General features: G+C 40.8%; 30 protein-coding genes and 1 tRNA gene. 19 read left to right on the forward strand and 12 right to left on the reverse strand.

Annotated features, from left to right (window positions below; all coding sequences use genetic code 11):
• Nucleotides 1-5 precede the first annotated feature (5 nt).
• Complete coding sequence (locus ACIQXH_RS11900) at nt 6-905, forward strand: RluA family pseudouridine synthase (protein WP_403123619.1); 900 nt, start codon at nt 6-8, stop codon at nt 903-905.
• 53 nt (nt 906-958) lie between these two features.
• On the opposite strand, the gene prpE is transcribed toward ACIQXH_RS11900, so the two are convergent.
• Nucleotides 959-1,702 carry a bis(5'-nucleosyl)-tetraphosphatase PrpE gene (gene prpE / locus ACIQXH_RS11905; RefSeq protein WP_403123622.1) on the reverse strand — a complete coding sequence of 248 codons (744 nt, stop codon included), beginning with the start codon at nt 1,700-1,702 and terminating at the stop codon, nt 959-961.
• 120 nt (nt 1,703-1,822) lie between these two features.
• On the opposite strand from prpE, the gene mgtE reads away from it, so the two are divergent.
• Together mgtE and fabI are read left to right on the forward strand one after the other, a co-directional pair.
• Nucleotides 1,823-3,184 carry a magnesium transporter gene (gene mgtE / locus ACIQXH_RS11910; RefSeq protein WP_402868540.1) on the forward strand — a complete coding sequence of 454 codons (1,362 nt, stop codon included), beginning with the start codon at nt 1,823-1,825 and terminating at the stop codon, nt 3,182-3,184.
• 132 nt (nt 3,185-3,316) lie between these two features.
• Nucleotides 3,317-4,090, forward strand: coding sequence for an enoyl-ACP reductase FabI (gene fabI / locus ACIQXH_RS11915; protein WP_402867805.1), 774 nt, complete (start codon nt 3,317-3,319; stop codon nt 4,088-4,090).
• Nucleotides 4,091-4,206: 116 nt separating this feature from the next.
• Here the strand turns inward: fabI and ACIQXH_RS11920 are convergent, their stop codons facing one another.
• Genes ACIQXH_RS11920 through ACIQXH_RS11930 form a run of 3 tightly spaced genes read right to left on the reverse strand, consistent with a single transcriptional unit; the run spans nt 4,207 to nt 8,001 of the window.
• On the reverse strand, nt 4,207-5,388 hold the full coding sequence (locus tag ACIQXH_RS11920) for a Ger(x)C family spore germination protein (protein WP_402867806.1): 1,182 nt from the start codon (nt 5,386-5,388) through the stop codon (nt 4,207-4,209).
• Nucleotides 5,385-6,908 (reverse strand): spore germination protein, encoded by a 1,524-nt coding sequence (locus tag ACIQXH_RS11925; RefSeq protein WP_402955896.1) that lies wholly within the window; start codon nt 6,906-6,908, stop codon nt 5,385-5,387. The genes ACIQXH_RS11920 and ACIQXH_RS11925 overlap by 4 nt, the downstream gene beginning before the upstream one ends.
• Nucleotides 6,868-8,001 (reverse strand): GerAB/ArcD/ProY family transporter, encoded by a 1,134-nt coding sequence (locus tag ACIQXH_RS11930; protein WP_402955898.1) that lies wholly within the window; start codon nt 7,999-8,001, stop codon nt 6,868-6,870. The genes ACIQXH_RS11925 and ACIQXH_RS11930 overlap by 41 nt, the downstream gene beginning before the upstream one ends.
• A gap of 225 nt (nt 8,002-8,226) precedes the next feature.
• Here ACIQXH_RS11930 and ACIQXH_RS11935 point away from each other — a divergent pair, with 225 nt between their 5' ends.
• From ACIQXH_RS11935 to spoVIF, 9 genes are all read left to right on the forward strand, one after another.
• Nucleotides 8,227-8,538: a hypothetical protein gene (locus tag ACIQXH_RS11935; RefSeq protein ID WP_402955900.1), complete on the forward strand. Its 312-nt coding sequence runs from the start codon at nt 8,227-8,229 to the stop codon at nt 8,536-8,538.
• 10 nt (nt 8,539-8,548) lie between these two features.
• Nucleotides 8,549-9,124 carry a hypothetical protein gene (locus ACIQXH_RS11940; protein WP_403079818.1) on the forward strand — a complete coding sequence of 192 codons (576 nt, stop codon included), beginning with the start codon at nt 8,549-8,551 and terminating at the stop codon, nt 9,122-9,124.
• Between the two features lie 18 nt (nt 9,125-9,142).
• Nucleotides 9,143-9,508: a DUF1360 domain-containing protein gene (locus ACIQXH_RS11945; RefSeq protein WP_402867811.1), complete on the forward strand. Its 366-nt coding sequence runs from the start codon at nt 9,143-9,145 to the stop codon at nt 9,506-9,508.
• 293 nt (nt 9,509-9,801) lie between these two features.
• Nucleotides 9,802-10,299: a YhcN/YlaJ family sporulation lipoprotein gene (locus ACIQXH_RS11950; RefSeq protein WP_402867812.1), complete on the forward strand. Its 498-nt coding sequence runs from the start codon at nt 9,802-9,804 to the stop codon at nt 10,297-10,299.
• 19 nt (nt 10,300-10,318) lie between these two features.
• Entirely contained in the window at nt 10,319-10,789 is a 471-nt protein-coding gene (gene spoVAC / locus ACIQXH_RS11955) for a stage V sporulation protein AC (RefSeq protein ID WP_402867813.1), read from the forward strand.
• Between the two features lie 3 nt (nt 10,790-10,792).
• The gene (spoVAD, locus tag ACIQXH_RS11960) at nt 10,793-11,818 is read left to right on the forward strand and encodes a stage V sporulation protein AD (protein WP_403123624.1); all 1,026 of its coding nucleotides are present in this window, start codon (nt 10,793-10,795) and stop codon (nt 11,816-11,818) included.
• 16 nt (nt 11,819-11,834) lie between these two features.
• Complete coding sequence (spoVAE, locus tag ACIQXH_RS11965; protein WP_402987473.1) at nt 11,835-12,191, forward strand: stage V sporulation protein AE; 357 nt, start codon at nt 11,835-11,837, stop codon at nt 12,189-12,191.
• A gap of 108 nt (nt 12,192-12,299) precedes the next feature.
• Nucleotides 12,300-12,464 carry a YjcZ family sporulation protein gene (locus tag ACIQXH_RS11970; RefSeq protein WP_402867816.1) on the forward strand — a complete coding sequence of 55 codons (165 nt, stop codon included), beginning with the start codon at nt 12,300-12,302 and terminating at the stop codon, nt 12,462-12,464.
• Nucleotides 12,465-12,576: 112 nt separating this feature from the next.
• The gene (gene spoVIF / locus ACIQXH_RS11975) at nt 12,577-12,831 is read left to right on the forward strand and encodes a sporulation-specific transcription regulator SpoVIF (RefSeq protein WP_402867817.1); all 255 of its coding nucleotides are present in this window, start codon (nt 12,577-12,579) and stop codon (nt 12,829-12,831) included.
• Between the two features lie 56 nt (nt 12,832-12,887).
• On the opposite strand, the gene ACIQXH_RS11980 is transcribed toward spoVIF, so the two are convergent.
• Entirely contained in the window at nt 12,888-15,161 is a 2,274-nt protein-coding gene (locus tag ACIQXH_RS11980) for an ATP-dependent helicase (protein WP_403123626.1), read from the reverse strand.
• A gap of 149 nt (nt 15,162-15,310) precedes the next feature.
• On the opposite strand from ACIQXH_RS11980, the gene ACIQXH_RS11985 reads away from it, so the two are divergent.
• Nucleotides 15,311-15,607: a hypothetical protein gene (locus ACIQXH_RS11985; RefSeq protein ID WP_402955906.1), complete on the forward strand. Its 297-nt coding sequence runs from the start codon at nt 15,311-15,313 to the stop codon at nt 15,605-15,607.
• Nucleotides 15,608-15,661: 54 nt separating this feature from the next.
• Here the strand turns inward: ACIQXH_RS11985 and ACIQXH_RS11990 are convergent, their stop codons facing one another.
• The 5 genes from ACIQXH_RS11990 to ACIQXH_RS12010 all read right to left on the reverse strand — a co-directional run bounded on the left by ACIQXH_RS11990 (nt 15,662) and on the right by ACIQXH_RS12010 (nt 18,539).
• A complete protein-coding gene (locus ACIQXH_RS11990) occupies nt 15,662-16,153 on the reverse strand; it encodes a spore coat protein (RefSeq protein ID WP_402867820.1) in 492 nt (163 codons plus the stop codon).
• 229 nt (nt 16,154-16,382) lie between these two features.
• Nucleotides 16,383-16,646, reverse strand: coding sequence for a hypothetical protein (locus ACIQXH_RS11995; protein ID WP_402987482.1), 264 nt, complete (start codon nt 16,644-16,646; stop codon nt 16,383-16,385).
• A gap of 143 nt (nt 16,647-16,789) precedes the next feature.
• Nucleotides 16,790-17,218, reverse strand: a complete 429-nt coding sequence (locus tag ACIQXH_RS12000; RefSeq protein WP_402987485.1) for a GNAT family N-acetyltransferase — start codon at nt 17,216-17,218, stop codon at nt 16,790-16,792.
• 4 nt (nt 17,219-17,222) lie between these two features.
• On the reverse strand, nt 17,223-17,738 hold the full coding sequence (locus ACIQXH_RS12005; protein ID WP_403123628.1) for a YjcG family protein: 516 nt from the start codon (nt 17,736-17,738) through the stop codon (nt 17,223-17,225).
• 78 nt (nt 17,739-17,816) lie between these two features.
• On the reverse strand, nt 17,817-18,539 hold the full coding sequence (locus ACIQXH_RS12010) for an alpha/beta hydrolase (protein WP_402867824.1): 723 nt from the start codon (nt 18,537-18,539) through the stop codon (nt 17,817-17,819).
• Between the two features lie 175 nt (nt 18,540-18,714).
• On the opposite strand from ACIQXH_RS12010, the gene ACIQXH_RS12015 reads away from it, so the two are divergent.
• A complete protein-coding gene (locus tag ACIQXH_RS12015; RefSeq protein ID WP_402867825.1) occupies nt 18,715-19,272 on the forward strand; it encodes a phosphatidylglycerophosphatase A family protein in 558 nt (185 codons plus the stop codon).
• Between the two features lie 39 nt (nt 19,273-19,311).
• Here the strand turns inward: ACIQXH_RS12015 and ACIQXH_RS12020 are convergent, their stop codons facing one another.
• Nucleotides 19,312-19,533, reverse strand: a complete 222-nt coding sequence (locus ACIQXH_RS12020) for a hypothetical protein (protein ID WP_402867826.1) — start codon at nt 19,531-19,533, stop codon at nt 19,312-19,314.
• 215 nt (nt 19,534-19,748) lie between these two features.
• Here ACIQXH_RS12020 and ACIQXH_RS12025 point away from each other — a divergent pair.
• The 3 genes from ACIQXH_RS12025 to ACIQXH_RS12035 all read left to right on the forward strand — a co-directional run bounded on the left by ACIQXH_RS12025 (nt 19,749) and on the right by ACIQXH_RS12035 (nt 21,766).
• Nucleotides 19,749-19,820 (forward strand) — tRNA-Val (locus ACIQXH_RS12025).
• Nucleotides 19,821-20,151: 331 nt separating this feature from the next.
• Nucleotides 20,152-21,060 (forward strand): UDP-N-acetylmuramate dehydrogenase, encoded by a 909-nt coding sequence (murB, locus tag ACIQXH_RS12030; RefSeq protein ID WP_402955912.1) that lies wholly within the window; start codon nt 20,152-20,154, stop codon nt 21,058-21,060.
• Between the two features lie 181 nt (nt 21,061-21,241).
• Complete coding sequence (locus ACIQXH_RS12035; RefSeq protein ID WP_402867828.1) at nt 21,242-21,766, forward strand: type 1 glutamine amidotransferase domain-containing protein; 525 nt, start codon at nt 21,242-21,244, stop codon at nt 21,764-21,766.
• 56 nt (nt 21,767-21,822) lie between these two features.
• Here the strand turns inward: ACIQXH_RS12035 and ACIQXH_RS12040 are convergent, their stop codons facing one another.
• On the reverse strand, nt 21,823-22,986 hold the full coding sequence (locus tag ACIQXH_RS12040; RefSeq protein WP_403123630.1) for an ROK family protein: 1,164 nt from the start codon (nt 22,984-22,986) through the stop codon (nt 21,823-21,825).
• 169 nt (nt 22,987-23,155) lie between these two features.
• Here ACIQXH_RS12040 and xylA point away from each other — a divergent pair, with 169 nt between their 5' ends.
• Together xylA and xylE are read left to right on the forward strand one after the other, a co-directional pair.
• A complete protein-coding gene (xylA, locus tag ACIQXH_RS12045; RefSeq protein WP_402867830.1) occupies nt 23,156-24,478 on the forward strand; it encodes a xylose isomerase in 1,323 nt (440 codons plus the stop codon).
• A 176-nt stretch (nt 24,479-24,654) separates the two neighbouring features.
• Nucleotides 24,655-26,043, forward strand: coding sequence for a D-xylose transporter XylE (gene xylE, locus ACIQXH_RS12050; protein ID WP_403123632.1), 1,389 nt, complete (start codon nt 24,655-24,657; stop codon nt 26,041-26,043).
• Nucleotides 26,044-26,077: the final 34 nt, after the last annotated feature.

Below are 26,077 nucleotides of genomic sequence, written 5' to 3' on the forward strand. Positions count from 1 at the left end.
ACCTCATGTCTAATCAAAAATTTTCTTTAAGTTGGGCGGTTTCTGAAGAGGATTCTGGCTCTTTATTGAGAGACTTTCTCGGCAAATGCGATATCTCAAAACGGGCATTAACGGATATTAAATTTAAAGGCGGTTCCATCATGGTCAATGGTCTTGAGGTGACAGTGAGGGAGCGCATAAAAACTGGTGATGACATCACCGTCATTTTTCCACCGGAAGAGGGAAGCGAGGGGCTATTACCTGAAGATATTCCCCTTCAAATCCGTTATGAAGACGATTATGTATTAGTCGTAGTCAAGCCTCAATCCATGAACACCATCCCTTCCCGTGAACATCCGAATGGGAGCCTTGCAAATGGATTAGCTGGTTACTATAAAAAGAGGGATATACAGGCAACGATCCATATCGTTACTAGACTTGACCGCGATACCTCGGGATTGGTCTTGATTGCGAAGCATAGGCATATCCACCATCTTTTAAGTGAACAGCAAAAGTTGGGGCAAGTTAAACGGCGCTATCAAGCGGTAGCTGAGGGTCAAATCGAGGGCCCCGTTGGAAAAGTAGAGGTACCCATCGGTCGGAAATCGACAAGTATTATTGAACGTGAAGTACGGGAAGACGGCCGTTATGCTTGTACACTCTTTGAAGTACAAGCCCACACAGAAGATCATACGTTCCTTAAGCTGGAACTTCTGACAGGCAGGACACATCAAATAAGGGTGCACATGGCCCATATTGGACACCCGCTTGCAGGCGATGATCTGTATGGCGGCCACAGGGATAGGATTGACCGTCAGGCTCTTCATTGCTATGAATTGAAGTTCCTGCATCCCTTTACAAAAAAAGTATTGAAGTTTCAGGAAAACCTACCCCTGGATATGTTGGTTCTTCTAGAAAAGAATTAGTATGAAAAAACTCAAACCCAAAAAAACTCACCAAAACCGGCGAGTTTTTTTGGTTATTTAGAAGAGGACCTGAATTTATCTGCTACATAGGGTAAAGAAGAGGGAACGCTCTGCAATTCCATTTCCGGGTAGCGAAGGGCAGTGAGCTTCCCACCAAAAACGCACCCGGTATCAATGTTGTAGGTGCGATTGACACAGATGGCTTCAGGAACGGGAGTATGGCCATACACAATCCACGCTTTCCCTTTATAGGATTGGGCCCAGTCCCTTCTGACAGGGGAACCGTCAGGATGCTTGGCCCCATTGATATCGCCATAAAGGACAAAGGTTTTTACCTTGCTGCCATATTGACCGATTAAATCGTGACGGATGCCTGCATGAGCTATAATTAAACGGCCTTCATCGATTAATTGATATAGGGGAGATTGTTCATATAAATCCATGAACTGTTTACGGATTTTCTTCTGTTCACGGTTATTCAACGCCTGGTACTCCGCTACAGTTGTCTCCAGTCCGTGAGATACCTGTACCTTATTTCCTGAAAAATACCGATACAGTTTATTACAGTGATTTCCTGGTGCATAAAGCGCAATTTTTTTGTTGATGACCAATTCGTAAACGACTTCAATAACACGGAGTGATTCAGGACCACGGTCAGTCAAATCACCCACAAATCCTAATATTCTCCCGTGGGGATGGACTGGAATTCCGCTTTCCCAGCCATAGCCCATATTCAACGTCAATTCCTTAAATTCAGTGAAGCAACCGTGTATGTCTCCGATGATATCAATCTTCATACTACACGTCCTTTGTTTGTTTTATTTATATTTATGGTATTAGTATAGTATTATTTCAAAAAATAATATATTAAGTACAAAATAAAAAAATGTTTGGGAGGTGTAACCTTGGAAGAGAAGATGGAAAGAGAAATTAATAAACAGAATAGAGACCTTTTGGTTAACGCACTTAAACATGAAAATCTGGATCAGTTCCGTATAGAGTTCCTTGATATGCATCCTTATGATCAGGCCCAATTTTATACGAGTTTAAAGGAAGAGTACCGGCCAGTATTGTATCGCTACTTATCACCGGAAGAAATGGCGGACCTTTTTGAAAATATAGAAATAGATGAAGAAGAATACGAAAACCTTCTAGCTGAAATGGATCCTTCCTATGCAGCCGATATGCTTTCCCATATGTACGCAGATGATGCGGCCGATGTCCTGAACGAAATCAACGATGAGCAAGCCGTTAGCTATTTGACGATCATGGATGATGAAGCGGCTAGTGAGATTCAAGAACTGCTGCATTATGAAGAGTCGACTGCCGGAAGTATAATGACCACCGAGTTCATTGCAATTGAAGCAAACGAAACGGCGCGTTCGGCCATGCAGATTTTAAAACGGGAAGCCCCGCAAGCAGAGACGATTTATTATGTGTTTGTTACGGACCAAGATAAAAAGTTACTTGGCGTGTTATCACTGCGGACATTAATCATTGCGGATGAAGATGCTTTGATTGGTGATTTGATGGATGAACGGGTCGTTTCCGTCCCTGTCTCAGAGGACCAGGAAGAAGTGGCGCGTAAAATTAGGGATTATAATTTTCTAGCCGTGCCGGTTGTGGATTTTCAGAACCATCTATTAGGGATTATAACCGTCGATGATATCATTGATGTCATGGACGAAGAAGCATCGGATGATTACTCCAAATTAGCAGGTGTATCCGACCTTGACCATGTAGATAAAAGTGCTTTTTCAGCTGCGAAAAAGCGATTGCCGTGGTTGGTCATCCTTTTATTTCTAGGTTTATTGACTGCGAGTCTGATCGGGAGGTTTGAAGAGACGCTTAGCCAAAAAGCCATCCTTGCCGTTTTCATCCCCTTGATTGGCGGGATGGCCGGAAATACGGGGACACAGGCTCTTGCTGTCGCGATTCGAGGAATTGCGACAGGTGATTTGGAAGAGGAAAGTAAATGGAAACTGATCATCCGAGAGGCTGGGACGGGGTTTATTACCGGTTTGACTTGTGGAATCGTTATAACGGGTATTGTCTACTTTTGGAAACACGATTTCATGTTAGGGTTATTGGTCGGCATTTCGATCTTCATTACCTTGATTGTGGCGACGCTAGCCGGATCGTTGGTCCCGTTGCTCATGCATAAAATGAAAATTGACCCTGCCGTTGCATCTGGTCCTTTCATTACAACCATTAATGATATCATCAGTATTCTCATCTATTTCGGATTGGCCACTTTATTGATGGGGTATTTATTGTAAGCGAAGGATTCGACTTTCGCTTACATTTTCAGTAGGTTAGAAAACGGTATTTTTCTTTCTTATTATTTGTTATAATGGAAATTAGTATCAGGTACTAATAACTTGTATTAATTTTAGGAGGATCATATACACATGACTTTTTCATTAGAAGGAAAAACGTTCGTCATCATGGGTGTCGCCAACAAAAGAAGCATCGCTTGGGGAGTGGCCCGTTCCTTACATAAAGCGGGTGCCAAGCTGATTTTTACATATGGGAAAGAACGTACAGAAAAAAGTGTCAAGGAGTTGTCTTCCACTTTGGAGGGCGAACCTTCAATCATCCTGCAATGCGATGTAACAAAGGATGAAGATATCGAGAAGTGCTTTGCTTCCATTAAGGAGAAGGTGGGAGTCATTCATGGTGTCGCTCATTGTGTGGCATTTGCTAATAAAGAAGAGCTAGATGGTGATTTTGTCAATACTAGCCGTGAAGGATTCTTGCTTGCGCACAATATTAGTTCCTTCTCGTTAACGGCTGTGGCTAAGGCGGCGAAAGAAATCATGCCAGAAGGTGGAAGCATTGTCACCATGACCTATCTTGGTGGCGAAAGAGTCATGCCGAATTATAATGTGATGGGTGTGGCTAAGGCGTCACTTGAAGCCAACGTACGGTATTTATCAAGTGATCTTGGTAAGGATAATATTCGTGTCAATGCCATATCTGCAGGGCCAATTCGCACCCTTTCCGCCAAAGGCGTTCGTGACTTCAACACCATCTTGAAGAAAATCGAAGAAGAAGCACCGCTCCGTCGTACAACTACTCCGGAGGAAGTCGGGGACACTGCCGTTTTCCTATTCAGTGACATGTCACGCGGAATCACAGGGGAAAATATCCATGTGGATTCAGGTTACCATATTATTGGATGAGGAATAGGGGGCCTCAATAGACAATCTCGTCATTGATGCCCCCATATTGCCAGGATGCTTTCATGTATAAGCATTCTGGCTTTTTATTTTCTTATGTTTTCGACAACGATAACCTTTTATCGGTCCATATGCCCCTTATCCTTTTGGTCTTCAAAAATTGGAGTCAATTTATCCTTCCCGGTATTTTGTAGGTTCACTTCGATCTTTATCGATTTAATCGTGTCATCTTCTAATGGAATTTCTCCGTCTTTTTGAATTTCCTTCCACTTTTTAATGTCTTTTCGATAAAGGGTTTCAGAAAGTCTGAATAGATCGACTTTCTTTTCTTTTGCATATTTATAGGTGTATTTGATTTCCTTTTTGAGAATACGCTTTAATTCTCTTTCATATTCCTTAGGTGATGAATCCACCTTCATCGTCTCGATGCTCGATTTAAGTTTCATCTTGATGTGAAACCGTACCTTTCCATCCTTCTCTATAACCGGTTTCATTTTAACCTTTTTTTCGTAAACAATGACAGAAGTGTCCTGCCTGGTCCCCGGGAAAAGTGTAACACTATCGCGAACAAAGTTCTTATTTACCAGTCTTGCCCCTTTCATTGCACGAGTAGGAAAAATGGTTTTAATCTTATTTTCTGAAATGACTGCAATGCTATCCAACAGCAAGTCTTTCTTTTTTTCTTTCTGGCCGCTCCATTGTTTTGTCACTTTCATTCGGGGAATGGAAACAAAATAAGCTGGTTCGTCCATTTCAATGATAAGTTCCCTCAAGTTTATGGGTGGTATAAATGAGCTTTGCTTATAGTTCCCCTCGGGATCGCTTAATTTAGAAAAAGCCAGGGAAATATTTTCGATAGGAGCAACCAGCATTGCTTCTTTAACTGATTCCTTGGTCATATAAAAGAAAATGCGGTAACGCGTTTCACGATAGCGGTCCAGAAAATCCACTGTCTTTTTGAATCCCCCTGCATTAAGGGCTTCATCAGAAAAAATGACAAACGAAAGATGACCCCAATAAATGCGACGATCTGACGTATGATATAAATCGAAAATGGCTTCTTCCAGTGTATCCCCGGTTCCAGTTCCAACATCACTCGCATTTTGTGAACTTGGATCGCCACCCGCTTCGGTTTTAGCCAATCCCTGTAAGTTGATGATTTGAAGGTAAACGACGACCTTGCCGTCCTTATAATCGACTCCAACCCCATGGGCATATACAAGCCGTTCCGGTTCATTCGAATCCCAACACCCAGAAAGAAAGATGATAAGCACCAGTAATGGGATGAACTTGTACTTCATTTTTTTTCATCATCCCCTTTCCTCGTGGAGTCTTTTGGCGCAATGACGGTAGGCCTTCTTTTATCGAAAGTGGGGGGAACTCTAAAAAGGGTTTTAAATATATTGGTTGGACTTAAGTTAGCGGTCACTTCCAAGTAAGGGACCCCTAATATTCGGATATTACTCACGTATGCACATAAAAATAGAGCAAGAAGGAAAAAAGCGAACAGACCTAAAAAGGACGCAGAAGCAATCGAGAGAAGCCGGACCAAACTGATGACCCCTATGATGGATTGGTTAACGAGCGTGAAGGTGGCTACCGCTGAGCCTGCAATCACGACCAGCATGGCGGGGCTTGTCAATCCAGATCGGATTGCAGCATCTCCGATAATTAAGGCGCCGAGGACACTTAATGTTGGACCAATCGAACTTGGAAGGCGCATGCCGGCTTCCTTGAAGATTTCAAATACGATGACCATGGTTATGGCTTCGAGTGCAGTGGGAAGCGGTAATCCCCGCCTCGATTCAACGACAGTGGCAAGAAGGATCAAGGGAAGCTGATCTTGATGAAACGTAGTTAAGGCAACCCAAAAACCCGGTAAAAGCGCAGCAACAAAGATTCCGAAGATACGAAGTCCTCTTTCAAAGGTGGCGTAGGTTGATGTATATTCATTATCTTCTGAGGTCTTTAAGATAATAAAAAGGTTGATAGGAGTGATCATGGTATAAGCAATCCCATCGATGAGCAACAATATCCTCCCTTTTAATAGGCACTGTACCGCAAAATCAGGCTTTCCTGAATAGTGATGCCTCGGAAAAAGGATAGCAGGTTTTTCCTCGATCAATTCCATGAATTGATTCCCACTATAAATTCCGTCGACATCAAGTGATTCGATTTTCTTGGAAAGTTGATCCACCATCTCGGGATTAGAAATATCATCCATATATAAAAGAGCTACTTTGGTCAAGGTACGTCTGCCTACTTCAAAATGCTTCACACTTAAGGAATTGGTGCGCATCCGCTTCCTGATCAAAGCGACATTGACTGATAAATCCTCTATGAAATTATCCCGAGGTCCTTTAATGGTAACTTCAGCTGATGTCTCCTCGGGACTACGTTGTGGACGGTTCGCTATATTGGAAGATAATAATCGATTCGTACCTAATACATGGATGATCAATTTTCCCGAGTATATCTCGGCAAATAGTTGTTCCGTTGTCGTCAATTCTGTTAACTGTGGGAGGTGAAGGGAGGATTTTAAGTCCTCGACCGTAATCTTTCCTTTTTTATATTTCTGGAAAAAAAGAGTCAACCTCTCGAACACAAGATTATTCAATAATTCATTGTCGATCAACCCTTCACAGCCAATTAATGTGACTTTAACAGGGGCATCATCACGATAGAAAGCGTTTTGAAAAAAAACATCCTCAGAATTTCGGAAAACCTCTTTCAAATATTCTTCATCTGTACGAAGAGGCTCTTTGGTAACCGAGTCTTGCTTAATCGGTTTGGATGCTTGCTTTTCCTTTTTGTTGAACATCGGATTTGGTCCTCCTTTTTCGGCGATTTTTGAAAAAAACGAAAAGGCTCAATAGAATGGACACCGCTAAAAAGTAATAGAAAGTTCCAGGCATGATAAATGTTTTAATGATGAAATATAAATCGATATCACTGATTCTATATAAATTAGAAATGATCAAGACCAGGGAAAAAATGATGAGTAGAATCGTTTTATTCCGCTTCTTTTTAATGGAAAGGACTTCGATGGATAGAAATAGTAAAAAGGAGACCCTTATAAAAGCACCGGTTAACCATTGATAAATCGACAGAAAGTCAAGGTGCTCGATGAAGCGGCCCAATGTGACCAACCCCCATTGCTCAAATGCAGGATATTTTTGTCTGGCAGCTTCCTTCGGTCCAAACTCGGTAATCGATCCGATAAGCGGTCCCAGTATGAGTAAAGTAAGGATTAAGGCATTGAAGAAAAACACCTTATATTTTAACGGTCCATGAACTTTTTGCTGCATGAACAGAAGCGCCATCAATTCTATCAATCCGGATAAAGGATAGATGATACCGGAAAAAACGGGTTTCCACCCATGTTCCAGCACCGGTCTCAAAAGTGTATAGTCCTTGAATTGAATATTGGTGAAGGCGACAAACAATCCGAATGCAATGACTGCAGTCAATACGAAGGTATTCACGATGGCGATCGTTTGTATGTTTGTATTTGCGAGAAAAAAACATAATCCCGTGAATAGGATGATTTCAATGAAGGGAGGGGTAACCGGTAAGTAGGATACCTTGGTCCATACCACCATCTCTTTCAATGAGACTGCCGCTAATATGACGAAGAGCATGCTTAGGGAAATCGCTAGTACCTTCCCAGGCAGCTTGCCAATGTTCATTTCGACCCATTTGAAAACATTTTCATGTGCCGTGGCTTTGTGAATAAAGTACAAAAGCACACACCAACCCACAATGAGAAAAAAGGAAATAAGGACAGTGATCCACCCATCCCGTTTTGCAGCCGGTAATAAATGAGGGAGGATTGTCACATGATTCTTTAAACCGACAGCAGTCATTATGATCAAAGATAGTTGTACAGTTGAAATTTTCCCGTTTTTTCTCATCTTTGTTTACTCCTTTACTATCATTCTTCGTTTAGTTATCTCCATTTCATTCCGGAATATCCAATAGTGGACGTTTCTCCTTTTTTGGAAGAAGGTTACTTACCGAGCATAAAAAACGGAGTGCTTCATATAGATGATACATAGAGCAGATAAAAGCCTGTAGTGTGAAAAATCGGTGGGAACCCCTTTGAAATCCATTGTTGAATGAGTGAAGGAGGGAAAGTTATGGACGTGAAAAAGCGTCTGTCTTTTACCAATGGGGTGCAAACAGTATGTGAGCCTCCGGTCAAACAGATAAACCCTACCAGTAAGAGACTAGATGGTTCCTATAATACGGAGGAATTGCTGGAATTATTGGGGAGACTGCCTGCTTTTGCGCCTAAACCTGTTTGTAAGTTCACCATTAATGGCCGCACTCTATTCGGAAAGTTGGAACAAAAACAGGAATCCAGTCTTTTTATCAGGCATCATTTTGGTAAAGAGGTCGTCAAATACCATATAGAGCAGCTTCAATCCGTGGTTATCTTGAAATATTAGGAGGATTTGCATGTCAGAAAATAAAAATGATAAAAAATCAAAACCTTTACTATATGTCGATCAAGTAGAAGTGAAGGCCCAAAGAGGGAACATGCAAAGTGATTACCGGACAAAAAGAAAAAAGAAAGAAGTGTCAGCAGAGCCTGAAGTAGTCGAAGATGACCGAAAGACTCAAAAAATAGAAAAGATAAAACAGGAGTTCGGTGTGTACGAGGCAATGAAGGAAATTGAATCGGAACTGAGTGAAATAAAAAAAATAACGGACCAATACGTACCTGAACCAGAACAAGAACATGCGCCCGTGGAAACTGCCGAGGAAATTCCTATAGATCTTGAACCAGAAAAGAAAAAAACCAAAAGGAAGAAAAAGGTGGAGAAGGTTTCGACAACTGACCTCATAACACGCCTTTCCCAACATAAAGGATACCCAAAACCAGTTTGTGAAGCAGTTATCCATGGTGAAACGGTTAGGTTTCAAGTCATGGGGATGAGGGGGGAGTCGGTAAAGATCAAAAGGGGGAACCATATCCGGTTCGTCAGATTGCCGGATATAATGAATGCTACTATTATCGAAGAGTCCAATTAGTGAAGGAGCAAAATATACATGTTTCTCTCGCAGTCTGATTTGACAATCGTGCTTCTATTAGGTCTAGCTTCATTTAGGCTTACTCGATTAATCGTTTTTGATAAAATAACCGAACCTTTGCGTCGTCCATTCTTTAAAGAAATTGAAGAAAAAGGTGAAGATGGGACGGCTGAAGTTTACCTAGTTCCAAAAGAAAAGGGATTGAGTGGTTGGATTGGTCAATTGCTTAGTTGTTTTTGGTGTGTAGGTGTGTGGTCCAGCCTCTTTCTGGTCATCCTTTATCTTGAGCATGTGTTCATGGGGCAAGTATTGATCTTGGTCCTTGCCGTTGCTGCAGTCGGTTCCATAATTGAAGTGATTATCAGTAAAATTATGGATATTTGACGGAGTACAACTTGTCTTTTTTATCATATAGTATGGTATAGATGATAAAGGAGGGTCACAAATGAATTATAAACAGAATCCATGGCAGTATGCTGCGAAACCAATCAAAAAAGATCAGCCTGTCAAAATTAAAAAAGATTGTGGCTGTAATAAAAGCAAAAAAAACAAAGCCTATTAAATAAACGGAACCCTTCCTCTTTGGAAGGGTTTCTTTTATTTCCTAATCCTACCATTCATAAAAAATGGGATAAACAAGAAGATAATAATAGAACGTTAAATTAGGATGTGATTCTATGTTCAGAAAACGGAGAATTTTATATGTTAGCTGGATGTCTCTAGCAGTCATTATGCTCCTATTAACTGGCTGCAGCAGTAAAGATGATGGGAAAACAGAAGGATTGGCTTTAATCAAGCGAACGAATCCGGAACCGATGGATATCATTCACGGAGAAGATGAAGAAGATGAAAAAGGACTCATTACGAAAGTTAAGGAGATGGTAAGTGATGAAGACGAAATTTATGATGTGATCGTTGTCAAAAATGGTAAGAAAATCCTCGTGGCTTATAAAGTAAAGCATCTACAGCGTTTTCATATGAAAAAAATCGATAAAAACGTGACAAAAAAATTGGAAGACAAGTATCCAAAGTATAAATTTATCATTTCCAGCGATTATAAAATCTTTTTGGAGTCAGTAAGGTTGGATGAATTGCTTAAGGAAAAAGATGTACCAGAAAAGAAAGCGAAAAAGAAATTCAAAGAAATAGTTGAGCTTCATAAGGAATTAATATAAGAAGGCGAGGTTTCAAAGTATGAGCGGAAAGGAAAAGACGACCCCACAGCAAGATGAATATAAACAGCTTCAAGGCAAGCACGAGATTAAAAGGCCTGTCTTGACCAATTGTCTAAAAGCTTTTTTGGTAGGCGGTATTTTCTGCATAGTGGGACAAGCCATTTCTTATTTCTATATTTACTTCTTTAATTTCACGGAGCAGACGGCCGGGAGCCCAACCACTGCAACCATGGTATTTCTTGCTCTTTTAATGACGGGCTTCGGATTTTATGACCGGATTGGGCAATTTGCTGGAGCTGGTAGTGCCGTACCTGTTACTGGCTTCGGTAACGCGGTCATCTCAGCGGCCATCGAGCATCGTACGGAAGGATTCGTCCTTGGTGTGGGTTCCAATATGTTTAAATTGGCGGGATCGGTCATTCTATTTGGTGTATTTTCCGCTTTCGTCGTGGCTTTAATCAAAACGATTATTCAGATGATAGGGGGTTAATCGATGCTAAAGGGGAGACAAACTTGGACGTTCGCTAATAAACCAATCATTTTAAGTACGGGTGTAACGGGCGGACCTTTTGAAGCAAATGGTGAAATTCCGGGTGACTTTGACATTCTGTACAGCGACCTGTGGATGGAGCAGGATTCGTATGAAAAGGCCCATCGTCATTTGATGGAAAAATCAGTGGAGATTGCCCTGCAAAAAGGGGGAATTGAAAAGGAACAAGTGCAATTTTTTCTGGCAGGGGATTTAATCAACCAGATTACACCCACCAGTCTGACAGCTAGAACCAATGGGATTCCGTACTTCGGTTTGTTCGGTGCTTGTTCTACATCGATGGAAGGTCTTGCCCTGGCAGCCTTCATCACCAATTACGGTGGGGCTAACTATGTGCTGACAGGGGCGTCTAGTCATAATGCAGCCGTCGAAAAACAATTCCGTTATCCAACAGAGTATGGGGGACAGAAACCACCTACTGCTCAGTGGACGATAACCGGTGCGGGGGTAGCTTTGGTGACTCCAAATGGTACGAGGCAGGAGGCATACCCTCATGTTGTTTCCGCTACCATTGGAAGAGTCATTGACATGGGGTTGAAGGATCCTTTCAATATGGGGGGGGCAATGGCACCCGCTGCCGTAGATACGATTATCGCTCATTTCAGAGACACGGGTCTTACCCCTGACCATTATGACTTGATTGTCACTGGTGATTTAGGGCAGATAGGAAGGTCCACGGCGTTGGATCTTTTGAAGGAAAAAGGATGTAGGATCAACCAGGAAAAATTCAAAGACTGTGGATTGATCATTTATAAAAAGGATCAGCCTGTTTTAGCTGGTGGAAGTGGTGCCGGTTGTTCCGCAGCCGTGTTATACGGTCATTTATTAAATGAAATGAGTCAGGGGAAATATAAACGGATATTATTGATTGCAACAGGGGCATTATTGTCACCGTTAACGTATCAGCAAAAAGAATCGATTCCGTGTATTGCCCATGCGGTGGCCATTGAGTATGGGACAAATACATGAAAAAGGAGAGATCAGGATGTTAGCAATGTTTTTTTGGGCCTTTGTCATCGGAGGCTTGATTTGTGTAATCGGCCAGCTTTTATTCGACTTGGCTAAGCTAACCCCGGCACATACACTAAGCTTATTCGTTGTAATAGGAGCCATACTGGGAGGCTTCGAATTATATGAACCGCTTATAGACTTTGCAGGAGCAGGAGCAACCATTCCCATTGTTTCCTTTGGGAATTCCTTGGTGAACGGAGCCATGTTAGAAGCAGAAAAGCATGGGATTGTCGGCGTCCTTACCGGCATGTTTGAAATCACGAGTTCAGGAATCTCTGCAGCTATCATCTTTGGATTTATCGGAGCTTTGGTCTTCAGACCGAAAGGATGATCCATACATAGCGGAAATGGGCATGATGTTTAGGGCATGGCCTATACATATTGTCCCACCCTACATATATTATCAGTGAGCTCAATTTGAGAGCGAGGTGATTGTAATATGTTTGGTTATGGTGGCTACGGATGTGGCGGTTGCAATGAAGGCTATGGCTATGGATATGGAGGCGAAGCATACGGTGGCGGCGGATTTGGCGCTGGATCCACGTTCGTCTTGATCGTAGTATTGTTTATCCTATTAGTTATTGTCGGGGCTTCTTTCTGTTAGTGTAATTGGAATAGGCTGTATTTGCCTATTCCTTTTTTTATTGATTTTTATGGACCTTGCACATATCCCTCATCCTTCCATAAGATAGATACAGAAAAGGAGGGGCTTAGGCATGGATAATAATTTGTTTAAAAACATAGAAGGAAAAACGGGTGTAAACATGAAGGATGTTATGGAATTGGCAAACTCACTACAGGGTGCCAATTTTAAAGATGAAACGACTGTCAGGAATGTAATTAAAAGGGTATCTCAAATAGCCAATAAACCAGTCAACAAGGAAATGGAAGACAAAATCGTACATTCTATCGTTGCTGAGGGAAATAAACTGGATTTCGGGACAATTTCCAATATGATGAATAAAAAATAGTAAGCGAAACAGGAGCCTGCAGTATTGCAGGCTCCTGTCTGTTTCCCTGGATATCTTTAAAGATTCAAGAACCTGGATGGGTGGGCCGTCCTTCCACGTCTCGTTTGCGGGACAGAGATATAAAGATTCTTTTTGGCCCGGGTCGCCGCCACATAAAGCAATCTCCTTTCCTCTTCAAGAGGACCAAGTTCACCCTTACGATACGAATCCAATGCAAAGTCATGGGGAAGGCTGCCATCAACCGCAGCCAGAATATAAACAGATTGATATTCAAGGCCTTTAGAGCGGTGAATCGTCGTGAGCTGAATGGCATCTTTAAAGTGCTTGGATAGCTGTTTCACTTCCTGAACCATGGCAATCATATGATCGACATGGTCGAGGAAGGAAGCGACTGTGGGAAACCGATTAGCAGCCACTTTCAAATCACGAATATCATCCGAACCTTTTTCCAAGTGGGCTTCATTTCCCCTTTTCTTTACATACTCCTGATAGCCCAAATCCTTCTCGATGACTTCTAAAGCCACGAGCGGGGACATGGTCTTTATAGAACGGATTTGTGCCGGTATTGCTTTTAACTTACGTTCTTGAAAGGCATGTCCCGTTTTTACAAAAGCAAAAGCATCGATAAAGTCACAATCTTGCAAGATCGTCTGGGCTTTTAGCTCCTGTAGGACACTCTGCTTTAAAAACAAGGAAGAAAGGACGTCAGAAGCGGCCTTGCTATCCTGAGGGTGCAGGCTTAAGCGCATGAATGCAAGCATGCCATGGATGACCCGCCGTTGATAAAAAGAATCCGCATCCTTTTCGATCACGAAGGGAAGGTTGGAAGATGCCAGTCTTTCAAAAATGGCACGCGACATCGTATGGGTCCTGTAAAGGATGGCGAAGTCACCAGGATTGGCACCTTTGGATATCTTTTCTTGTATGTCGGTCACGATCATCGTCGCTTCGAGCTCTTCATCATGCGGATAGAATAACACAGCTGGATTCCCTTGATTATGTTGTGCCCGCATCGTTTTATCCATCCGATGCTGATTTCGTTTTATCATTCTATTTGCCGTAGCAACAATCTCATGGGAAGAACGGTAATTTTCGGTCAACTTCACGACTTGGGAACCAGGGAAATCATGGTTGAAATTCAGGATATATTTTGGATCACTCCCACGGAATGAATAGATGGCTTGATCGTCATCACCAACTGCACAAACATTTTTTGTTTCCGCTGAAAGGAGTTTTATCAACTCATATTGAACTTTATTAATATCCTGAAACTCGTCCACTAAAAAATAGCGGAACCGTTGTTGATATTTCAATAACAATTCAGGATGGCTTTTCAAAAATACGTAGCAACCTACCAGCATATCATCGAAATCATATTTACTTGTTTGTTCTTTATAAGCTTCATACTTTTTATATAGGAATAGACAGGATTTCTCCCAATCATCATTCGGTTTGACATCGTCAGGAAAAATCAACGAGTTTTTCCAGAGGCCGATTTGCTGAAGTGCCTGATCATAGGCAAATTCCTTTTCATCAAGCTCCAACTCCCGACCGGCCTGCTTCAATATTTTTTCTTTTTCCCAATTCCACTTCAACAGGAAGTCCCGTTGCCATTTTGCAGGCTCATGAAAGATCAAGATTTTATAAAAGATGCTGTGGAAGGTGCCACTAACAATTTGAGAGACGAGGGAAGGGGACATATAAGGGTAGCTGATTAGCCGCTGCTGCATCTCCTTTGCAGATTTCGCTGTAAAGGTTACAAGCATAATGCTTTTAGGATTTATTTTTTCTACAGTTAGCATATAGGCAGTCCTTACCGTCAATACTCTGGTTTTACCGCTTCCAGCCCCGGATAAAACAAGGACGGGACCTTCTATCGTTTTTACTGCTTTTAACTGTTCGGCATCAAGCATGATCCCTTTTTCAGATAGTTCCTGAAAGTAAGGATCCAAAAGTTCAGTGCGGACGGATGGTTTATCCAAATAGGGAGGATTGCCTGTAATGGTCCGACTTTTCAAAAACGGTTCGATAACAGTCTTCGTTTCAGTAATGGTGCGTGATTTAGGAATTCTGAATCCGTTTTGTTCCATGTATTCTAAAGGTTTAGTTTCAGGTTTTGATATAGGATTTGGCATTTCACAAGCAGGTCGTGAAGGGTCACTGTGATAAAAATAAGGTGTTTCATGAATGCCAATGAATAATTTCACTGGCTTATCACATATGACACAAGAGAGCTGATCACGTTTTCCTTTTTCAAAGAGTGTCTGCAGCTCACTAGCCGAAACAGTAAGTAGATGTATGATTTCATTTCCCGATTTTGCTTGATTCATATAAATGGATACCTCAAATCTATTAAAAATATCGGCAATCTCCATTTTACCAGAGAAATAGAAAAAAAGAATCCGGAAAAGATGTTTCGTTTCATTCTGGAGTGGGTATGTAAATGACAAGAGAACCTATATAGTGAGGAGGGTTAATGATGGGATACATAGCGCCAGTAACGCAATTCGAATACATTCAATACGCAAACCGGACAGTAGAAGCGGAGAGAAAGCCAAGAATCGTTGATGGAACGACACCCATTCAGCCAATTCGTTTTGACCAAGTGTTGGAAGACGAAACGAAGCGGTCGGAAAAATTTGACCATGTCACGAATATGAATCAGGACAGATCACCTGGAGCAGGTGCGTATAAGAACCATTTACTAATGAGGGCTCAAGAGGAAATCACGGCTGAAATGACAGGAAAAGGAGGATATGTAAACGAAATGGTTTGAAACTTCGATAGAAATACAAAAGGACACATTTATGTGTCCTTTTTGTGTTCACTCTTAAAGAACGTCTAATTCTACAATTAGAGCTAACAATAATTGTAGTAACAATTGAATGTTAACGGCGATTTGAGCATCGGTTGTAGTGATTTCGATATCACGGCTGTTTTCAACAATTGTTTTTTGACGTGTAATTTGTTTAACATTAGAAGATTGAATCAATTCTTGAGTAATGCGGTCCGCTTGGTCAGTGTCTGCAATGGAAATGCTGACGATGACAGCGATGGCTGCTTGGATTGCCGTCTGTAAAGAAAGGGCCGCTTTAACATCTGTAGAGATTACTCTTACATTACAAGAATCTTTAATGTAAACAAGCTCTTCAGATAGTTGGAGTTGCGAATTATCCTGTTTAGCTTCTTGTTCAATTTCGTTTGCGGATTCTTCACAGAATGATGTTAGGGGATGGTTGGTGTTATTGTCTAGAGCCGACCATGATCTTTCAGAATGTTTTGTTGTATTGCAATTGTTGCTATGATATACATTTTGGTTCATGTCGTTTTTTCCTCCTTAGGGTTTAATTCCCTATTAAAATATGCTATGCATGTAAATTTGGTTGGACGAATAAATCAATTCATTCGTTTATTTTCAAATATTTTTTTGAAGAGTTTGTGCGAACGGATGAAGCATCATGGAATGAAGTGTTCAGAATGAATGGTAAAGAAGCAAGGTCCAGTCTGCGCTTCATACCGAAAAGAGCGTAATTGAATAGGAGGAATGTTAGTTATTTGTCTTTGGTATCGGAATAACTAGTGTGGTGAGAATTTGTGACGGGATTCACATCATTTTCTGTAATGCTTTTCTCTTGATTGATAAGCATTTCAGATTGTTTCTGTAAAAACTGTATGGTCTCTTTTAAGTGACTTCTTTCTTTATCACTCAAATCAACTTTATCCTTTTTGACACCATGCTTTCTCAAAGTCCTTGAAACGAGTAGTTCCATTAACCTTTTTTGAGATTCATCCATGTTGAATCCATTGTTACTCATAAAATTTCCCTCCTTCTTGCTTTCTATATATAGACTATGTTTATTTGTGAATATTGACATAGAATGGGAAGGGATTTTTACGAGAATGGTATATATAAAAAAACGCTGTCCCCTGTGGAAATTCCAAGGGAACAGCGTTTTTATTAGGAAATCTTTTTTTTCATCGTTTTATGGGGAATCCCTGCATCCATAAATTCCTCGGAAATGATTTCATACCCTAATTTCGAGTAAAAGGGGATGGCATGTAATTGAGCATCGAGCTTCAATTGAGAGATGTCATGAGAAATCGCAAATTCTTCAATGGCATTCATGATCAGGGCACCAGCCCCAGTTTTACGGGAGTTAGAGAGTACACAGATGCGCTGGACCTTACCAATCCCGTCAATGATTCGAAATCTCCCCGCACCAATAGGCTGCTCTTCCTCGTTATATAAAACGAAGTGGGTGGAGTCTTCTTCATATTGGTCAATCTCTTCTTCAAGTGGGACATGTTGTTCCTCTACAAACACTCTTTTTCTTATGGTGTAAGCATATCCACGTTCTTGCTCGTTTTCAACAATTTTTACAAACACGAAATTATTCAGCTCCTAAACGAAATGTTTCATATACAGTCCATGTTCCATCTTCCAATTGATACAATAAATGAATTCTTTTGACATCTTCTTCATGGCTTACATCAAGCATGCTTAATTGACCTAAAACATCCGAATGTTCGTTATCAGATAGATCTTGTGCAATCGTTATATGTGGAACGAAAGCATGTTCTGTTTCATTTTTGAAGAAATTCTCATCATGAAGCATTTCGTGTAAGTCTTCAAGTTCCTTTGACAGCTCCACTTTAAAATAAATGGTGTTGCTGACGGGTTGGAAGGATTTCGCTTTCGTCACATTTAAGGAGAAAGGCTGGAACTTCCGTGCAATGTCTTTCAAGCGTTCTGCGATTGCTGAAATTTCCTTTTCAGTCGCTTCAAACGGTTGTTTAAGTGTGAGATGTGGTGGAATGAATGCGTACTTTGTGTCATACCGTTTCCGGTAGGAGTTTGCTAAATCTTGAAGTTTTTTTGAAGGGAAAATTGCAACACCATATTTCATATTGTTACCTCCTAAGATTATAATTTAATTTTTCGAAAACTCTAGTCCAAATGCATTTTTTTACCATTCTAACCGAGGTTAAAACATTTCTAGAAGGGCCCTTTTTAAATCTGCCTGCCAAAACTTCCACGTATGATTCCCTTCAAATTCTTCATAGAAGCAAGGGAATCCTTTTTGTTTTAACAATTGATGCAGTTCCCGGTTGGGTTCTATGAAATTTGCCCGGTTCCCATCTGTAGTGGGAACGTCAGTCTCTTCGGTTCCAATCACATGATACAGTTCGAGGAGATGAGGATTCTCAAAACTACGGACAGCATTCATCACTTCTTCATTGGCAAGCGGAGACTGCATGATGCATTTACCGAATGTATGTGGATATTTAAGTGCAGCGAGCAGGGAAACCGTGCCACCAAGAGAATCCCCCATTAATGCCCGGCCATGTCCCATTTGATAGGTTGGGAATTCCTCATCTAAAAATGGAACAAGTTCATGGGCCAGAAATCGTATGTAGGCTTCGTGCTGTTCACCATCAGGATGATATTTCCGTCTACGGTCAAACCGATCTTTATAGGGAATGCCGACGATTATAATATTCTCAATCTCGCCATTTCCTAAAAGTTCATCAGTCACACGACCTATTCGACCCATTTGAAAATAATCTCGACCATCTTGAGCTATGACAAGCGTATATTTATAAAGTGGTGAAAAATTAGCCGGTAAATATACAAGTAGCTCTAATTCCTCAGATAACGCCTCACTTCTAAACATATATTCTTTTATCGTGCCTTTGCGTAAACTCATTTACCGCACCTCTATGAATTTATAATGAAAATAATGTTCTTAGTTATTTTAGCATAGCCATCCTTCTTTTTCCTGTCTGAAGGATATAGAAAAGTGATTTTTCTTTTATTTTCCAAATATTTAGAATATTTAATGGTATAATGGAAAGATATCAAAAAAAGGGGAGGCAGATAAAATGGCAGATGTACGCGTCCATAGCAGGGAAGTTACAAGAGCGGCTAAACAAACATTACTAGATCGTGGTGTAAGTGTGGAGGCTATTGCAGAGATTGTCTTTGAACTACAATTCCCTTATAAAGCTGATTTGAAATTAGAGGAATGTATTAGAAGTGTTGAAAGGGTGCTTTTAAAGAGAGAAATTCAACATGCCATTTTAGTTGGTGTTGAACTTGATCGACTGGCAGAACAAAAGAAGCTATCGGAACCGCTTCAATCCATTGTCGAATCGGATGAAGGTCTGTTTGGAGTGGATGAAACGATTGCCTTTGGTGCCGTACTTGGTTATGGAAGCATTGCCGTGACAACCTTTGGACATTTGGATAAGAATAAAATAGGCGTCATTCACGAATTGGATAAGAAGCAAGAGGGAGTCGTGCATACCTTCCTCGATGATATTGTTGCAAGCATTGCAGCAAGCGCTGCCTCAAGATTGGCACACCGTCTAAGAGATGATGAAGAATCTTTAACTGAACAAGAAAAGGATATACAGGAAGAAGAGGAATTAATCGGATAAGTTTGGAACAATCAATGATGCGTTAGGTAGTAATCGGGATTATCCTGACCTATCATACCTGGACTTAATAAGGCGGGCAGAGAGGATGTTTTCTATTTTAAACGTTCGTTTTGTCCGCCGAAGAAAGCAAAAGGCACGGATATAACCTGAATATACTTCAAGAACTTCAATTCTGCGCTGTGTAATCTTTCCATTTTCAGATAGGTAAATGATTTCTAAAGGAACCTTTTCATCCATATGTTTCCGAATGATATATTTCATTCCGCTGGCCTCCGTTTCTATCTTTCTTGTTTATATTATATGCGAACATACGTTTGTTACGCAAGGAAATAAAGAACATTTGTTCTTGTCTTGTTCCATATCTTTTATTTAAAGGCAAACGCTAAACTTTTTTTAAATAATTCGTTGACTTTTGTCGAAAAGAACTTATAATAAATTATGTACTTAAGTAACAGAGCAAGCCAACTATTACATACGACTTGTTAGCTCAGTGGGAGAGCACTTCCTTGACAGGGAAGGGGTCGTGGGTTCGAATCCCTCACAGGTCATCCAACGGCGTAAGCATTGTACAATCAATGTTTTCGCCGTTTTTTATTATGGTTTTACTGGATGATCCTGAGAAACATATAGGATTCTTTTTAGAGTTCTACTGGTGGGGATGAGCTCCTCTTTCCTTCATTAATGGTGAACCGGGGAATCTAGCCATAACTAAATATTGAAAAGTGTGGTTATTGGAATAAATGGCAGGTTATAAATAAGTGTAAATCGTTGTTTTTCGCTTATATGAAGCATAGAATGAAATATCTAACGATCAATGTGTACAAAAAGAAATGAAATGTTTGTTCTTTTTTCTAAAATTTTTAATGGGAGTTTGTATAAATGAGTAAACAAATTTTTTTAGATCTTCAGGGAATTGTACATCCAAGTAATGTGAGAATGAATGAACCGCTACATCAATATACGTTTACAAAAACAGGTGGCAAGGCAGATTTCTTCGTAATGCCTACAAACTATCAAGAAGTCCAAGCGATATATCTTTATGCGCTTAACAACCATTTACCCTTAACCATCGTGGGGAATGGTTCTAATATGATTATTAAAGATGGGGGCATACGCGGTATCGTCATGACCCTTATTGATATAGCAAGCATGGAATTGGAGGGTAATAAGCTCACCGTTCAAAGTGGTGCTGCTATCATTCAAGCCTCCCGATACGCGTTACAAAATAGTCTAACTGGTTTAGAGTTTGCTTGCGGGATCCCCGGTTCTGTTGGAGGGGCTTTATATATGAATGCAGGGGCATATGGTGGAGAAGTTTCAGATGTACTACAGGAAGCCCTGGTCATCACCCGTTCTGGAGAATTGCAGACTTTGAAAAAGGATGAATTAGAACTGGGCTATCGTTCTAGCCGTTTTTCAAAAGAAAAACTACTGGTATTAGAAGCTACCTTCTTATTAAGAAAGGGAGAATACGAAGACATTAAAAGTAAAATGGATGATTTTACTTTTCAGAGGGAATCTAAACAACCGCTTGAATTTCCGTCTTGTGGAAGTGTCTTCAAACGTCCGCCTGGACACTTTGCAGGTAAATTAATCCAGGATAGCGGGTTGCAAGGGAAGCAAATCGGTGGAGCTCAAGTTTCCACTAAACATGCTGGCTTTATCGTAAATGTTGGTTCCGCGACAGCCACCGATTATTTGGAACTCATTCAATATGTTCAAGACACCGTTAAAAGTAAATTTGACGTGGAGCTTGAAACCGAAGTGAAAATAATTGGAGAAGACTAATATCCTAAAAAAGACTTTCATCAGAAAGTCTTTTTTTCTTTGTTATCAGATCCTTTGATAAAAAGGTACTAATTATAGAACGAAATGATATATATTGATAAAGATAAAAGTGTACGAGTTACCAAAAGGGGGAAGTATACCTTTAAGTTAAGGGGAACAAGTTATAGAAGGAGAGGGATATATGCGCTTAGAAGGAAAGAAAGTAATCAGTCTTGTGCATCATGATTTCGAGGATTTGGAGCTTTGGTATCCGATTTTAAGATTGAGGGAAGAAGGGGCCATCGTCCATCTTGCCGGAGAAAAGGCAAATGAGACGTATATTGGTAAATATGGTGTGCCAGCCGATTCAGATTTTGATTATGGCAGCATCAAAGCGGAAGACTATGATGCGATTCTTGTTCCAGGAGGCTGGGCACCTGATAAGATTCGTCGGTTTCCTGAAGTAATTTCTCTGATTCAGAGTATGGAAGAGAGCAAGAAGCCGATTGGCCAAATATGCCATGCGGGTTGGGTCTTGGTTTCGGCAGGAATTTTGCAAGGGAAGAAGGTGACAAGCACGCCCGGAATTAAAGATGATATGGAGAATGCCGGGGCACATTGGATGGACGAACCTGTTGTGGTAGACGGAAACCTGGTATCGAGCAGACGTCCACCGGATCTTCCCGATTATTTACGGGAATTGATTCGGGTAATTGAAGAGAAATGAAACAAAAAAGTGGTTTTTCCTGAGGGAGAAATCACTTTTTGTTTCATATAAACTTATTAATTTATGTGATTCAAATTTGTTTTCAAGAAATTTTCGATTACATGGGCCGATACCCCTAATGAAGGGGAATAGGAAGATAAATCAGAAAAGCTGATATGCAATTTTTCTTGATTGAACTGGAGGGCATGGCTTTCAACTACCTTCAATATGGAATCCCTTAACCAGTCCTTGGCCATAGCTAGGCGGTTTCCGATAATAATCTGCTGAGGGTTGAAGGTATTGGAAATATTGCTAATGCCAATCCCAAGATATTGTCCAATTTCTTTGAAAAGGTCACGGATTCCTTCATTATGGCTTGCCTGATCAACCAATGATTCAAGCGTGGTTTCTTCCAACTGGAAAAGTGATGATGCCCGTTCAATCAATGCTTTTTCGGATGCGTATAATTCCCAGCAACCCTTGCTTCCACATTTGCAGGGCTTTCCATGAACGTCAATGATCATGTGGCCCATTTCTCCGGAAAATCCATTCGCTCCGCGGTACAGTTCATTTTGCAGGATAATGCCGACCCCAATGCCCATACCCGCGCTTACGTAAACAAGATGTTCATGGCCTTTGCCGGCGCCAAATTTCTTTTCTCCATAGGCCCCGGCATTTGCTTCGTTTTCTATGATGACAGGGAGACCAAACTCTTCTTCCATGTCTTTTTTTAGGTCAACATTCTTCCAACCTAAGTTCGGAGCAAGCAAAATTTCCCCTTTGTTATTAACGATTCCAGGAATACCAATTCCGATTCCTACCACTCCGTAATGGCTTTCGGGGGCAGTTTTTATTAAAGATTGAATCATTTCTTTCATACGATCAAAAGTTTCTTGGTAGTTTGCATTATTCGTATTCCTACTAATTTCCCCTATAATGTCACCATTGAAATCAGTAAGTATACCTAACATATAATTTACTCCAAGATCTATTCCAATCGAGTAGCCGGCCTTTTCTTGAAACAACAACAGGACTGGACGTCTTCCACCGCTAGACTCTCCTGGCCCTGATTCAATGCAAAGATTAGCTTCCAATAATTCATTGACGAGAGAAGAAACAGTCCCCTTCGTGAGTCCGAGATGCTGAGAGATATCTGCCCGAGATATCGGTGCACGTTTCAGGATAGTTTCTAAAATGGCCTGCTTGTTATTCACTTTCATTAGTTGTTGGCTCCAGGTCATCTTTCTACCTCCTCTAATAATAATTCATTTTAGGTAAGTTTTATTATAACAAAAAAAAGTCAAAACACTTAGTATATTCATTAGACAAACTAAGTTTTTGCTGGTATTATATTTTTATAAATAATGGAAGCGATTCCAATTTGATTCTATTTAAGGAGGAAATACAACTATGGGTTATTTTGAAACAATCAGTCAAGTAAAGTTCGAAGGTTCAGAATCTTCAAATCAATTTGCCTTTAAATATTACAATCCGGAAGAAATGATTAACGGAAAGACGATGGAAGAGTTTTTACGCTTTGCCGTTTCGTACTGGCATACATTCACTGCAGATGGTACAGATCCATTTGGACAACCAACAATGCTCCGTCCATATAATAAATTTACGGGAATGGACCTAGCAAAGGCACGTGTGGAAGCTTCCTTTGAATTTTTTGAAAAAATGGACGTTCCATTCTTCTGTTTCCATGATGTCGACGTCGCTCCTGAAGGAGACACATTGAGGGAGACAAATAAGAACATGGATGAAATTGTGGCCATGATCAAGGAATACTTGAAGACTAGCAAGACGAAATTACTTTGGAATACGGCGAATATGTTCTCTAATCCCCGCTGGGTTCACGGTGCAGCAACTTCACCGAATGCGGATGTATTTGCCTATGCGGCTGCGAAAGTGAAGAAAGGATTGGAAGTAGGGAAGGAGTTAGGTTCAGAAAATTATGTATTCTGGGGCGGACGTGAAGGCTACGATACGCTTCTTAATACGAATATGAAGTTAGAACTGGATAACTTGGCCCGCTTCTTCCATATGGCCCTGGATTACTCCAAAGAGATTGGTTTCGATGCCCAGTTCTTGATTGAACCAAAACCAAAGGAACCGACGAAGCACCAATATGACTTCGATGTCGCAACGGGTCTTGCTTTTCTACAGACGTATGGCTTGAAGGATCATTTCAAATTCAATATCGAGGCAAACCATGCAATATTGGCAGGCCATACATTCGAACATGAATTGCATGTTGCCCGTACTCACGGGATGCTTGGTTCCGTCGATGCAAACCAAGGGGATACGTTGCTTGGATGGGATACGGATGAATTCCCGACTGACTTGTATTCAACGACGTTGGCGATGTACGAAATCCTTAAAAACGAGGGTCTTGGAACAGGCGGTCTGAATTTTGATGCGAAAGTAAGACGGGGATCTTTCGATTACGAAGATTTATTCCATGCGCATATTGCTGGAATGGATAGCTTTGCGATTGGTACTAAGGTTGCGAAAAAGTTACTTGAAGACAAAGTATTGGAAGATTTCATTGCGGATCGTTACAGCAGTTACACCGCCGGAATCGGCTTGGAAATTGTTGAAGGGAAAACAGATTTTCGTAAGTTGGAAGACTATGCACTTGGTCTTGATGAAATCCAAAATAAATCGGGCAGACAAGAATACTTAAAAGGCATATTGAACAAATACATTCTTAAAGCAATTGCAGAATAAAAGGTGAATGGAGGGAGGAACTAGCATACGATTTATGATTGGATTCATGTATAGTCATATCTTCTAATTCAAGTAGAGGGGGTTATGGAGAAGGAGTTTAATTGGTGAAAGAAAAGAAACTGCTGGAATTACCTTGGCTTTTTTCTTTTACGGGTTTATTCTAACTCTATGAAACTATGAAAAAAAATCGTAACTCACTTTATATTTTTTCACTTACACTAGTAGCGGCACTTGGTGGATTGCTATTTGGATATGATACGGCTGTAATATCCGGGGCGGAAAAATCCCTAGAAGCCTACTTCATTACGAGTTTAGGTCTCGGGTCTTTAGCCCACGGGGCAACGACCTCAAGTGCATTGATTGGGTGTATCATCGGAGGTTTGCTGTCCGGGATGATCTCAAGTAGACTCGGGCGTAAGAATTCATTAATCCTAGCTTCTCTGTTATTCTTTTTTTCTGCTTTAGGGTCCGCTTATCCGGAGTTTTTATTTTTCACAAAAAGCGAACCGACGCTAGCGTTATTGCTCACGTTTAACCTATATCGGATTATAGGCGGCATTGGAGTGGGTTTGGCTTCAGCAATCGTCCCTATGTATATAGGGGAGATTGCTCCTGCTGATATCCGAGGTAAATTGGTATCCTTTAATCAATTTGCCATCATTCTTGGGATGTTAGTCGTGTACTTCGTTAACTGGGCTATCGCTAATGGGCAATCAGTAGAATGGATCAATGACATCGGTTGGAGATACATGTTCGCTTCGGAAGCAATTCCGGCTCTATTGTTTGGTCTGCTCCTGATATTTGTTCCAGAAACACCACGATATCTTGCGTTGAAACATCAAAATGATAAAGCACTGGCAATATTAACAAAGATTAATGGAGCTGTTGAGGCAAAGTCCATTTTTAATGATATTAAACAAACGGTGAATGTATCCAGTGGGAAATTATTATCTTACGGTAAACTAGTAATCGTCATAGGCATTCTCCTATCTGTTTTCCAACAATTTGTCGGCATTAATGTTGCTTTGTATTATGCTCCGCGCATTTTTGAAAGCATGGGAGCAGGAAAAGATGCTTCGATGATGCAAACCATCATTATGGGAATTGTAAACGTTATCTTTACTGTTATTGCCATCATGAACGTGGATAAATGGGGACGAAAACCATTACTCGTAGTCGGTTCCATAGGAATGGCCATAGGAATGTTTGGAGTAGCAGGAATGGCATACGCCAATGTGATTGGGATTAGCACGTTAGTATTCATTATTGTATATACGGCTTCATTCATGATGTCGTGGGGACCTATTTGCTGGGTATTGATTTCAGAAATATTCCCGAACAAAATTCGAGGCCAGGCCGTTGCCATCGCTGTTGCAGCCCAATGGATCGCCAATTACTTAATATCTGCCACATATCCTATGATGATGGAGTACAGTGGTGCTTTAACATATGGGTTCTATGGTTTAATGAGTGTTCTTTCGGCCATTTTCGTATGGAAGTTCATACCGGAAACGAAAGGAAAGACGTTGGAGGATATGGAAAATATCTGGACGAAATCGGCTTGACAATAAAGAATACGTTTCATTATGATGTGCTGGG

Origin of the sequence: Peribacillus sp. NPDC097225 (genome assembly GCF_044761955.1) — a bacterium.
In the GTDB taxonomy this organism is placed as follows: Bacteria; Bacillota; Bacilli; order Bacillales; family DSM-1321; genus Peribacillus.